General features: G+C 36.5%; 9 protein-coding genes. 2 read left to right on the top strand and 7 right to left on the bottom strand.

Annotated elements, in window-relative coordinates; translation table 11 throughout:
• Window positions 1-290 precede the first annotated feature (290 nt).
• A complete protein-coding gene (oadA, locus tag J2743_RS05885) occupies window positions 291-2009 on the bottom strand; it encodes a sodium-extruding oxaloacetate decarboxylase subunit alpha (protein ID WP_209625648.1) in 1719 nt (572 codons plus the stop codon).
• A gap of 405 nt (window positions 2010-2414) precedes the next feature.
• On the opposite strand from oadA, the gene J2743_RS05880 reads away from it, so the two are divergent.
• The gene (locus J2743_RS05880; RefSeq protein WP_209625647.1) at window positions 2415-3242 is read left to right on the top strand and encodes a caspase family protein; all 828 of its coding nucleotides are present in this window, start codon (window positions 2415-2417) and stop codon (window positions 3240-3242) included.
• A 91-nt stretch (window positions 3243-3333) separates the two neighbouring features.
• Here J2743_RS05880 and J2743_RS05875 read toward each other — a convergent pair whose 3' ends face one another.
• The 5 genes from J2743_RS05875 to J2743_RS05855 form a co-directional block, all read right to left on the bottom strand.
• On the bottom strand, window positions 3334-4437 hold the full coding sequence (locus J2743_RS05875) for an inositol-3-phosphate synthase (protein WP_209625646.1): 1104 nt from the start codon (window positions 4435-4437) through the stop codon (window positions 3334-3336).
• A gap of 297 nt (window positions 4438-4734) precedes the next feature.
• A complete protein-coding gene (locus J2743_RS05870; protein WP_209625645.1) occupies window positions 4735-5172 on the bottom strand; it encodes a small multi-drug export protein in 438 nt (145 codons plus the stop codon).
• A gap of 80 nt (window positions 5173-5252) precedes the next feature.
• Window positions 5253-5549 carry a DUF2769 domain-containing protein gene (locus J2743_RS05865; protein ID WP_209625644.1) on the bottom strand — a complete coding sequence of 99 codons (297 nt, stop codon included), beginning with the start codon at window positions 5547-5549 and terminating at the stop codon, window positions 5253-5255.
• Between the two features lie 10 nt (window positions 5550-5559).
• Window positions 5560-6501, bottom strand: a complete 942-nt coding sequence (locus tag J2743_RS05860; protein ID WP_209625643.1) for a hypothetical protein — start codon at window positions 6499-6501, stop codon at window positions 5560-5562.
• A gap of 611 nt (window positions 6502-7112) precedes the next feature.
• Window positions 7113-7346 carry an SPFH domain-containing protein gene (locus J2743_RS05855; protein ID WP_245248087.1) on the bottom strand — a complete coding sequence of 78 codons (234 nt, stop codon included), beginning with the start codon at window positions 7344-7346 and terminating at the stop codon, window positions 7113-7115.
• 446 nt (window positions 7347-7792) lie between these two features.
• Between J2743_RS05855 and J2743_RS05850 the strand changes: the two genes are divergently transcribed.
• Window positions 7793-10405 carry a PAS domain S-box protein gene (locus J2743_RS05850; protein WP_209625642.1) on the top strand — a complete coding sequence of 871 codons (2613 nt, stop codon included), beginning with the start codon at window positions 7793-7795 and terminating at the stop codon, window positions 10403-10405.
• Between the two features lie 59 nt (window positions 10406-10464).
• Here J2743_RS05850 and J2743_RS05845 read toward each other — a convergent pair whose 3' ends face one another.
• Window positions 10465-12399, bottom strand: a complete 1935-nt coding sequence (locus tag J2743_RS05845) for a cation:proton antiporter (protein WP_209625641.1) — start codon at window positions 12397-12399, stop codon at window positions 10465-10467.
• Window positions 12400-12778 lie beyond the last annotated feature (379 nt).

The raw sequence follows: 12778 nt of genomic DNA, 5'->3' as shown, positions 1-12778 counted from the left end.
TATGATATAAATGGGAAGATCTAAAGACAAATTTATTTGTTACAGATGTACGAAATGGTTTTTGAATATTATTTTAGATGTATCAGTGATCTGATGGTGTATCATTGTCTTGAATGCTATTTGGATAATGTTTAAATACAAAATAATCAGCTGAAATCATGTTTTGGTTTTGGTTTTTGCCTTAACTGGCTGTGATGATTTTGCCGTAATAACAGAACTCACAAACTATCCTAACCGAAGTTACAAATTGTTCCAGCTTTCTTAGCTTCCATAAAAAAAGGTGGGAGGTGTTATTTTATAACCATTATGGTGTCATCTGCACCTACAGTATCTCCTTCTTCCACGAAGATCTCCTGAACAGTGCCTGATTCTGGGGCATGAATATCATTTTCCATCTTCATGGCTTCCAGAACAGCAACCACATCTCCTTCTTTGACATTATCCCCCTCTGTAACTTTAAGTTTGAGGATCATTCCCTGCATGGTAGCGGTTACCCCACCTTCCACCGGACCTAAAGGTTTATTTCCTTCAGCAGGTTCTATTTCTAGATAACCTGTTGGGACCACTTTTACCTGGAAACTTTCCCCGTCCACATCCACCTGGTATTCAGTTGGTATGGAAGCAGTTTCTTCAGCAGGTGTTTCAGTTTTAGGTGGTGTTAGTGGTTCTTCTTCTACTTCTCCCCTCAAAAATTTGGGTGCCACAGCAGGATAAAGAGCGTAGGTTAAAAGATCTTCTTCTTTTTTGATGATGCCCATTTCTTCTCCCTCTTTTCGGAATTTGTCCAGTTCTGGTTCCAAAAGATCTGCTGGACGGCAAGTTATGGGTTCCTCATCTCCAATGATTTTATGGGCAATTTCTGGGTTAATAGGGGCAGGTGGCCTTCCATAGAATCCTTTCACATAATCTTTAACTTCTTTAGAGGGATTTTTGTATCTTTCTCCTCCCAGGACGTTCATCACCGCCTGAATACCCACAATCTGGCTGGTGGGTGTCACCAATGGCGGGTAACCCAGGTCTTTCCTGACCCTTGGCACCTCGGCCAGCACATCTTCGTAACGGTCCAGGGCATTTTGCTGCTTTAACTGGGAAACAAAATTAGAAAGCATTCCTCCCGGTATCTGGTAGAGCAGCACATCCGTATCCACCCTTTCTGTAATCGGGTCTAATATGCCACTGTATTTTTTTCGGATTTCCTCGAAATATTTCTTGATCTGAGTTAATAGCTTCAAATCCAGCCCAGTATCATAAGGGGTTTCTTTAAGGGCCGCCACCACACTTTCAGTTGGGGGTTGGGATGCACCCCATGCTAATGGCGAAATAGCAGTGTCCAACAAGTCAACACCTGCTTGACAGGCAGCATAATAACTCATAGGAGTCATACCACTAGTACAGTGGCAATGCAGGTTAATTAGAAGGTTAGTTTCCTCTTTAAGAACTTTGACTAATTCATAGGTATCATGTGGAGAGATGAGTCCTGCCATGTCTTTTATGGCCAATGAATCACATTCTAATGCTTCCAGTTCCTTGGCAAGTTCCACATATTTTTCCAGAGTATGATAAGGGCTAGTGGTGTAGCTGATGGTGGCCTGCACATGAGCATCCTGTTCTTTAGCTACTTTTATGGATAGTTCCATGTTCCTAATGTCATTTAATGCATCGAATATTCTGAAAACATCCACCCCATTGGTATAAGCCTTTTCCACAAATTCTCTGACCACATCATCAGGGTAGTGCTTGTAACCCACCAGGTTCTGTCCTCTGAGGAGCATCTGCAGAGGAGTCTTTTTCACTGCTTCTTTGAGGCTGCGTAGTCTTTCCCAGGGATCTTCATTCAAGTAGCGGATGCAACTGTCAAAGGTGGCCCCTCCCCAGGATTCCAGAGAGAAATAGCCCACCTTATCCATTTCTTCGGCAATGGGCAACATATCTCTTGTTCTCATCCTTGTGGCCAGGAGTGACTGATGCGCATCTCGGTAAGCGGTTTCAATTAGCCTTATCTTTGTCATGGTGACCCTCACACATTGTATAAACTTGTCATAAATAGAATAATTAATTTCCTTATATAGATAGGGTGAACTTCCTTATATCATTACCCTTAAGCAAAGGCAATGCCGATAAAAATTTTAAAATATCCCGGTATTTGTTGATTGTAATCCAGATGCTAAGTTTAATGTATAATATTAATAAGTATGAAATTAATATATCTAATGTCAAAGATAAACTGATAATTAAATTTAAATTTAGATAATTATCGATTTTAAACTAAATTAATAATTTTTTAATAAATAAATTGAGAATAATAGTTTAATAAGTCTTTAATGGCAAAGAATATGTATCATTGTAGAATAATGAACATTATTTTATATTACTGATATAGATTTAGTAACAAAATGAATGCCAGGTGAATCATTATGACCGGTAAAATAGCACTATGTGTTGGGATAAACAATTTCAAAAATTTCCCTTCAGCTGCATTAAGGGGTTGTGTGAATGATGCCAATGATATGGAAAAAATGTTAAAGGATTTGTTGGGATTTCAGGCCCAGGAAGTATTAAAACTCATAGATTCAGAGGCAACTAAAACCCGGATAATAAAAGATCTTGAAAAAATGGTGGATGGGGCTAAATCAGGCAGATATGATCATGTGGTATTTAGTATGTCCAGTCATGGTACTCAAGTACCAGATCTAAGTGGGGATGAACCTGATCGTGTTGATGAAGCTTTTTGTCCCTATGATTTAGCTCAAAGTGGTGATAGCTGGGATCCTGAACACATAATTGTAGATGATGAGCTTAGAGATCTGTTTATACAACTCCCAGAAAATGTAATTCTAGAGGTCTTCCTGGACACCTGCCACAGTGGGACAGGACTTAAAGCAATAGATCTCATATGGGATCGTCAGACCCGATACATACCCCCACCATCCATGGAAGGCTTCCAAAAAGTGGATGGTAAACGGCAGAGGGGACTGAATAAAGCCTTGCTGGAGAAGGGAATGCGTGAACATGTATTATGGGCAGCATGCCGTGCTGATCAAACCAGTGCAGATGCCAATATCGATGGAGACTGGCATGGGGCATTCACTTACTTTTTCTGCAAGGAAATGATGGCCAGCCAGAACAAACTTAGCCGTAATGAAATCTTAGAAAAAGTCAGGAAAGACCTTCAGGAAGGTAATTATACTCAGATACCCCAGTTGGAGTGTGAAGCTACAGTTAGGAATAAAAAAATAATATAAAATCCACATTTAGGAACAAAAGAATGATATAAATTTTCTTTTGTTTTAAAAAAATTAGAATGAATGCCTAATGGAAAAAATAGATGATGTTTTATCTTTCCCGGTCACCCTCAATAAATTCTTCCACCATCTCCACAGCCACATCATCTGTAAACTGTTCAGGTGGGTGTTTCATGGTGTAGGCACTGATGGATGTGAGTTGTCCTCCGATACCTCTTTCCAGGGCTAATTTGCAACAGCGAACCGCATCTATCACACATCCTGCAGAGTTGGGGGAGTCTTCCACACTGAGCCGTAGCTCGATGTTCATGGGAACATCTCCAAAGGTTTTACCCTCCATTCTCAGAAAGCAAAGTTTGTTATCCTTCTGCCATGGTACGTAATCTGAGGGTCCGATGTGGATGTTTTCAGGATCCAGTCTTTCACTCAACACTGATTGAACTGCTTCGGTTTTGGATTCTTTTTTAGAGTCTAATCTGTTGCGGTTAAGCATGTTTAAAAAATCAGTGTTTCCTCCAGTGTTAAGTTGATAGGTGCGTTCCAGTTTAACTCCTCGTTCTCTAAAGAGGTTAGCCAATGTTCGGTGGGTTATGGTGGCGCCGATCTGGGCTTTGATATCATCTCCAACCATTGGAATTCCTTTTTCTTCGAATTTTGCAGCCCATTTTTCGTCACTGACTATGAATACTGGCATGCAGTTGATGAAGGCACAACCTGCTTCCAGGGCGCATTCTGCATAGAACCTGACCGCTTTCTCAGATCCCACTGGTAGGTAATTTAAGAGAATTTCTGTCCCGGTTTCCTGTAGTATCTTCACGATTTCTTCTTTATTTTTTTCTGGTTCTTTTGAAATAACAAAAGTATGATTTTCCGGATAATCAGCCATGTGGGGTGCTACTCCATCTAGTAAGCTGCCCATTTCTACTTTAACTCCTTTTGGCTTGATATCTGGACAGAAAATAGTAGTGCAGTTTGGCTGTGCATATATGGCTTCGTTCACATCCATACCTACTTTACGTGCGTCAATGTCAAATGCTGCCACAATATCTATGTCAGATGGTTCGTATCCCCCGATTTCCCAATGCATGAGGCCGATGGCATCATCTGGCTTTTTATTTTCATAGTAATAGATACCCTGGATCAGTGAACTGGCACAATTGCCTATACCAATTATCGCTATCCTTATCTTTTCCAATTTAACACCTTCTAAAAACATCAATATCAACGCTAATTAGGATTGGTTGATATTATGATAAAATCAATATCCTCGTTTCATGTTTCATAAGCTAATTAACTTCTTCTGAGTGTAAAGTTAGCCTGATCTACTATTAAATGTTTCGCACAATCATCTATTAAATGTTTCCCACAAGAGGCTACCACTGTATTATTATTTAGACCATTATAATATTAATTATTAAATCCTTAAAATACCATTAAACACTTTAAAATAATATTAAATTCTTAAAATATCATTAAAGATTTTTAAATAGTATTAAACCATGTTTTCAATGGCTAATAAGCCCATTACTCCGGCAATGGTTAATCCAATGCTCCACAAAACAATGCCTATGCTCATCCATAAAAGTAGACGTTCTTTTTCAGCTCCCAGAGCAATGCCAACTGCAGCGCCTAGTGGTGCACCAAAAAGTAGGGGTGATAACAATCCCAAGCCTACTGGCCCATATCTATTCCAAATTTTATACAATCTACTTTTCTTGAGAGATTTTTCATCCCCATATTTCCACTTTAGGAGTCTGTTCCTTAAGTTATCCCCTACTATGGTTACCAAAGCTGCAGATAGTATTGCACCTGCAGCAGATACAGTAGCAATTAGTACTGGGTTAACTTTCATAACAAATCCTAATGGTATTGCCAGCCATAATTCGACTACACTGGCTACAAATATTATTAAGATAGATTCCAGACTCATGATGTCACGAATATGTTTTTTTAATCATGTGCAAAAAGAATATGGATGAAGGGTAAATCTTTTAAACTTTGATCATTATTTTATCCCTTTTTCTGTTTTATTTCAGTGCCACGGTGGCAGTAAAAGTTGTACATGACCCCTATTTCGTATTTTTGGGCAAGGGGGCAGGTGGGACATAGACATCCCATCTCCATGGTAATGCAACCATCACTTTTCCCGGTGATGCAGAATACATTTTCCTGTTTGTCCTTGGCACAGTCATTGTAGCTGGGGCAGATAGGGCAAACACAATCTGTTCCTAATTCTTTAATCTTTTTTACATATTCTTCATCACTCAATTGACTCAGTTCTTCTGTTAACTTTTCAAATTTATCCATTTAATCACCATTAAATAACTGATATTGCCAGGAATGCAAATATCCACCACGATATAATTAAGATACCATGAGATATGATGGGCAGCTTCCCGAAACTAGCCTTAGATGTCTTAGAACTAACTAACCATGTCATTATGAGAATTATGATTAGGATTAAACTGTTAAACACTCCCAATATATTTAAAGGATCGTTGTAAATCACTAAAAACCATACTACAGTGGCTATGATTGTTCCATACCATAAAACTGGCTTTATGATCCCCCAAACTTTTAGCATGATTTTGGTAATTTCCTCAGACTTTCTGGACTTCACCAGGAGGGAGAATAAGACCGTAAGACTTCCCAGTGCAAGAATGATTCCTACAAACTCAAAAAAGAGGGTGGAAATGGGTTTGGCAAAAAATTCTTCTTTAAGGAGTGGTAAAGTAAACAAAGCAGTTATGGCTTCGTTGGCAGGAAATGCCTCTATTTTTCCAATGGCTAATGAGTATTTTCCCTGGTTCTGGGAGTTGAATACCTCAATAATATAGGTTCCTGCAGGAATTTCAAGGGTGGCTTCCGGACCTTTAAGATAATAATCTCCCCCAAATTCCTCAAAATAGGGATTCCATGTTGAATTAGTGCCGTTTAAAAACATTACCACGTTTCCTGATGAATCTGTAACCTTTGCTGATACTAATTCACCCCCTTGTCCTGGACTGGTGGGTACCAGCAAATTTAGATACAATTCAAATGGTTTATCAGATTTTATCTGATAATAAACTGGTTCACCATTTAATTGTCCGTAAAATGCTTGAGATATTTCCGGGTTATCCACGATAATTGGGTTTTCAATAGAAACAGCAGTTCCAGTGTCAAGTCGAGGTTGATGGGCGCTTAATGATTCTAATGATAAAAATAAGAGGAACACAAATAATATAATTAAACCCAAATTCTTTGCTTTGGATGCCATTAATCGTTATTTATATGTAATTGGAATATAAAAATTTTCGTTTTATATACAATTTAAACACAGAATAAGTTCAAATGAAAAAAATAGATAAAATATGAGGGTGAAGCCTTCAGAATGGAGGTTTTATCAGAGGTAGTTAAAAATGGATGTCTGAAGGCTTATAACCAACGTGGTTACCGTGTATTTTTCATAATATTTTACTATCCCTAAGATTTATCTTCCTATTGACCAACATCCACCACAAAAGTTCAGGTGTTACCATAATAAGAGGAACATTCTCGTTTTTTAAGGGAGTTCACTTATATTTAGGATTATGGCCCCAGTTTAAGAATCCATAAGTCCAGTGGGGGTTCATCTGACAGAAATATGGATGAAGAAAATTCTTAGTTCATGCCTTATACTCTAAAATACACTTTAAAAATAGTTTTCCCCAAATGATGCCAAAATTATGCCAATTCAGTACACATCTAACCCTGTTTTTTAGATTTTATTCATTGGGCTTAAAAATTCTACTTGAATTAGTATGAGGTCTAATTCCCATTAAAAACATGACCGCTTAATTAAACAGAGATTCATTAATTGTTATCTTTTTAATGGCTTCTGCTTTACCTTCAGCCTCTAAATAGCTGCCTGTTTATCACCCTCAGCTCGCTTAATTTCAGATTGTTTATAAACTCAGCTCCCAATACAGCAGCCCTTTTCATTCTTTCAGCCTTCATCTGCTTAGACATAGCCTCTACTATATCTTTAGGGGGTTCTATCCGCTGTATTTCTACCCTAACAACCTTACTACCCCATTTATCAGTGGCATCATCTAAAACTTCCCTGAGCTGGGTGTTGATCATTTCCCATGAATTTAAAGTTTGATCCAGTTCTAAATCACCCAAATATCAATTTTTAATAAAATATAATCTGTTTAAAACTTTTACATCTTTTCCAACATTTTAATTATTTTATCAAGCTTTTCAGCCGACATTTGAAGCTTAATTTCAACACAATCCCCTTTAGCCATGAACATAGATTTAAACAACAAAGCATAGAATGTTTAATATTTAATGATAACTCTTTTATTAAGATCTGAACTTACACACCCTGATATCTGTGAAACAACATTGATTAGTGTAGATTTAATAAAAAAATTAGAACACGAATTTATTTAAATTATTCTTTAATAAGAATTGATTTATTCTTTTTATAAGGCTACTATGTTCTGTAATATTTTAATTCAGAAGTTATAATTAATATAAGAGATAAAATATATACTATTTTTAAGTTAATAGGTGGTACTTTGTTGGAAGAAAATAATATAAATTGGAAAGACTTTTTCCAAGCAATTAATCACCCCGCACTTATTTTAGATGCATCACATTTTATTTTAGCTGCTAATAAAGCTTCACAAGAATATATGGGCTTATCTGAGAATGAAATACTTGGAAAACAGTGTTTTGAACTTATCCATAACATTGATTCTAAAGAAGCCCCAAGTCACTGCCCTCTGGAAATGTTAATTAAAGAAGGTGTTAATGAACCAGTTGAAATGGAAATGGAAACTTTCGGAGGATATGCACTGGTCTCCTGCACCCCTATTTTCGATAAAAAGGGGAAACTAGATAAAATTATTCACATAGCTACAGATATTACCCAAAGAAAAACAGCCGAAGATAAATTAAAAGAGTCTCAGCAACTTTTAAATGATATTATTGAATTTTTACCTGACGCCAATCTGGTAATTGATGAGAAAGGCGTGGTTATTTCATGGAATCGGGCCATTGAAGAAATGACTGGAATTAAAGCAGAGGATATGATTGGAAAAGGAAACTACGAATATTCACTACCTTTTTATGGTGAACGTCGACCAATACTGATTGATCTGGTGAACAAATCCAATGCCAAATTACAAAAAAAATACAAATTCATAGAAAGGGATGGTAACGGACTTTTAGGTGAAAATAAAGGTTTGGTTCAGGGAACAAAACGTATTCTGTGGGGTAAAGCTGCAACTCTCTATAATGGAGAAGGAAATATAAAAGGCGCTATTGAAACTATCCGAGATGTTACTAACCTTAAAAAAGGCCAAGAATCTCTCAAAAAGAGTGAAGAAAAATACCGACTCATGGTAGAAGAGCTTAAACAGGCTGAAAATGCTCTCAAAGAAAGTGAAAGGAGTTACAGGGAGCTGGTTGATAATTCACTAGTGGGGGTTTTCAAAACAAATTTAGAGGGGGAAATACTTTTTGCCAATGAGTCTATGGCTAAAATATTCCATTATGCCAATGCTGATGAATTGAAGAAAAATAATATCATAAAACTATATGAAAACCAGGAAAAAAGGTTTAAATTTCTCCATGAACTGGAAAAAAATGGTAAATTTACCGATTGCGAAGTTCAAGCTGTTGGTAAAGCTGGTGAAAAAGTAAATGTGCTGGTAAGTGCCAGTCTAGAAGATAATGTGATTTCAGGTATGTTTATGGACATCACTGATCGTAAGAGATCTGAATTGAAATTAAAGGAAAGTGAAGAGCAAATCGCTGCCATTTTCAACACAGTTAAATCAGGCATAATTTTGGTGGATAAACAGGGTTTTATTGATTTTGCAAATCAACACATGGCCGAAATGTTCAACTTTAATCTTTCTGAACTTATTGGTATGAGTTACTTGGACCTAACAAGTGACAATGTAAGAGAAGAAGCAGAAAAAAGTATGTTAACACTGCTTAATGGTGAAATTGACTATGTGTCACAGGAAAGACTTTACCAAAGAAAAGATGGATCTGTTTTCTGGGGTCAAATATCTTCCAACCGGTTACATAATGATGATGGTTCGCTCAAGGGGCTTATTGGAGTTATCACCAATATAAGTGATCGTAAAAAGTCAGAAGAACAATTAAAAGAAAGTGAAAATAAATACAGGACAGTTATCGATACTGCTGGTGAAGCTATAATATTATTTGACAATAAGGGAAATGTGATGGAAGCCAATCAAAAAGCATTGAAAATTTTAGGTTTAAAAAAAGAAGAATTAATTGGAAAAAACTTGATTACTCTTCTGCCAAAAATTAAAATTGATACAAAAGAAGCTTTATCCTCATTTAAAGATGTAATGTTTGGAAGGGATATTTCTAAAACTGAATGGGCCTTCACCAACGTTAATGGTGAAGAAAAAATAGTGGTGGCCCATTACACGCTCTTGAAGAAAGGAAATAAAACTATGGGAATTACTCTCCTTTTGGAGGATATCACTAAGCGTAAAAAAGCAGAAAACAGAATAATAGAATCTCTCGAAGAAAAAGAGGTTCTACTTAGAGAAATTCACCATCGGGTAAAGAACAATATGCAGATCATTTCCAGTCTCCTGAACCTGCAGATACAGTTTGAAGATTTAGATGAAACTGTGGGAGTACTGAAAGAGAGTCAGGGTCGGGTGAAAAGTATGGCCATGGTCCATGAGAAACTATACAAGTCAGATAGTTTTTCAAAAATAAATTTTAAAGAGTACCTCAAAAATCTTGTTTCCGATATATTCTATTCATATGGCATTAAAATGGAAACTATTAACTGGGAACTAGACATTGAGGATGTTAATATTGGTATAGATACAGCCATACCTTTAGGCCTTATAATAAACGAATTAATTACTAATAGCGTTAAATACGCCTTTCCAAACCATGGAAAGGGAAATATAAAAACCATTTTTAAATTAAAAAATCAAGGTTATGTTTTAATTATTTCAGACAACGGAATAGGAATACCTGAGGATCTGGAGCCTGGAAAAACAGAAACCCTTGGATTACAATTGGTGATGAGTCTGGTAAAACAGTTAGATGGAACTTTAAAGCTGGATAGGGAGAATGGAACCAGATATACCATTAAATTTAAGGAACTAAAATACAAAGAGAGGATTTAGATAAATAAATGGTTTTCAATGAACTATGATTAGTTTACTCATGGAAAATATTACAATAATTATTCCCTTTTTTCGCCAGCCATAATAACCATGTCATCTTCTAAGATCTTAAAATTAATATCTGGATCTTTAAATGTTTTTGAATTTCTAACAACTGCCAACACTTCACCATTATAATTTTCCATAAATTTGGTAAGAACTTCTCCATCCATATCACTCCCCACGGGTATTGAGAACACCTCAGTGTTTGCACCATTGTTTAGTGTGCAGGTGACCGATTCGTCCTGGGAAAGAGTTCTGAACATCTGGTAACCATCAGAGCGGATTTCCGTAATGAAATCATCGATCTGTTCTTTTGATAAATCGTACTGATCCAGCACCCTGCTGAAGATTTCAATTGAAGTTTCAAATTCTTCAGGTATTATCTCATCAGCACCCATCTGATACAAGTTTTCCATATCTCTAATGTATCGCGTTCTGACGATAATATAGATGTTTGGATTGAGTTTTTTGGCAACATCCAGGATTTTAAGGGTTCCTATTGGATCTGAAATTGCCACCACCATTATCCGTGCCTCCCTTATATTAACATTTTTTAAGACAGTTCCATGGGCAGCATCACCAAAATAGATGGATTCTCCATGAACTTTTTCATTTCTCACGATTTCGGGGTTTATTTCAACAACCACATAGGGAATTTGTGCTTTTGAAGCGGCTTTAGCCATGTTCTTCCCATTTATACCAAAACCAACTATTACTAGATGGTCACTTAGAACTTCTTCAGGTGGGGTTTTAAATGGATAAAATCCGTGTTTAATTCTGGGAGGTAGGGGTAATTTATCAGAAAAATTGGATATGAGGGGTGCAATGGCCATTATAAACGGAGTTACCGACATAGTGATAAGGGAAACTGCTAGAAATATCTGGAAAAAGTTTTGATTAACAATTCCCAGTTGGAGTCCGGTTGCAGCCAAGATGAAAGAAAATTCACCTATCTGACTTAATATCAAACCCACTAAAATCATGACCCTGAATGATAACCCTAACAGCCCAGCAGTGATACCAGTGATAAGTGACTTTAAAATAAGAACAGCAAGGGTAATGGCTATTATCAAAAGCAGGTTTTCTGCCATGAAACTTGGATTCAATAGCATTCCTATGGAAACAAAAAAGAAACTCATAAATATATCCTGGAATGGTAAAACATTTCCCAGGGCCTGGTGACTGTAATCAGTATTGGAAATAATCAACCCCGCTAAAAAAGCCCCTAATGCCGTTGATAAACCTATACTTGATGTTATCCAGGTGATTCCAAAACATATTAAGATGATAGTTAAAAGGAACAATTCTCTGCTTTTAAACCGGGCAACGTAATGTAAAAGTTCAGGTACGATCCATTTAGCACTGATGAAAGTGAATAAAATTAAACCCGCACCCATGGCAATTAACAGGGGCCAGTTAGTTGCAGTTACATTGTTGATGCCGGCTAGTACTGGAGTAAAAAGGATTACCAGAACAACGGCAATGTCCTGGAAAATTAGGATTCCCAGGGATATCTGCCCATGGATACTGTCCATCTGATCTTTTTCCTGGAGAAGGCGCAAAACAATGGCAGTGCTGCTAAAAGAAACCAGAAACCCGATGAAAATAGATTCTGATGAGTTAAAACCTAAACTTAAACAGATTAAATATACCGCAGCTAAGGTTAGTGTAAGCTGCAGTGAACCACCAATAACCACGTATCTTTTTATCTGAGAAAACTTTTCCAGGGAAAACTCTATTCCTATGGTAAAAAGGAGGAAAATCACTCCCAAATCTGCCAAAAGACTAACTTCATCTGGAGAACTTATCAGACCCAATCCATGGGGACCAGCTAATAAACCTGTTACAAAAAATGCTAAAATCGCAGGGATTCTAATTTTACGGAATATTAAAAGGACTAAAACTGCTAATCCTATTATTATGACTACATTTTTTAATAAGGGTATCTCCATCCAGTTCGCTCCTTAATCATATATATAGTTCTGGTTTTATTTATGAGTCTTATGGTTATAAACTATTAAAAATGAAATATTTATCTTAATCTCTTTTATTTTTAGAGAATCATTAAATATTTATCTTTTAATGGATTTTAAATGATTTTTTTACCTAAACGTTACCTCTAAAATTGAATTCCTAGCATTCAAAATTATGATTTTTCCAAGGTTAAGTTTTGTAATGTGTTTCATATTGGACAACTGTTAACTACGATTAAAAATAAAAAAATAAACATGAACCTACGTTTAATAGAGATGATTGTTCTTAAAGGGTTCAAGAAGAATTGGTGGATCTAAGGGTGGTGGATCTATTAAGGAGTAAAATATGCGAATATTG

It is taken from the genome of Methanobacterium petrolearium, from assembly GCF_017873625.1.
Taxonomy (GTDB): Archaea; Methanobacteriota; Methanobacteria; order Methanobacteriales; family Methanobacteriaceae; genus Methanobacterium; species Methanobacterium petrolearium.
Note: the sequence above shows the minus strand (reverse complement) of the source record. Positions and strands in the feature narration are given on the sequence as shown.